Below are 219 nucleotides of genomic sequence, written 5' to 3'. Positions count from 1 at the left end.
TGTTCAGCGACCCCTACATGCGCGTACCGCAACACATCATCGGCATCCGCGAGGGGGGTGGCGCCGTGGAGTTGGAAAAACTCGATGAGCAATCCCGCGTCGCCGTGCGCATGCCCAGTGCCGTCGCCGATTACCTGCGTGGCACCTATCCCGGCCTCAACCTGCAAGGCGTACCCATGGAGCGCCAGGCCCTGCAATTGTTGGTGAGCCAACAGGCGC

At 63.9% G+C, this 219-nt stretch carries 1 pseudogene; it reads left to right on the top strand.

What is annotated here, in order from left to right:
* Positions 1-219 (top strand): annotated as a pseudogene (locus ACW9IR_RS30295) (ABC transporter substrate-binding protein); the annotation flags it as partial.

The sequence above is a fragment of the Pseudomonas sp. SDT291_1_S447 genome (assembly GCF_054070155.1).
The sequence above is the reverse complement of the archived record's forward strand: the minus strand, read 5'-3'. Positions and strand labels throughout refer to the sequence as shown.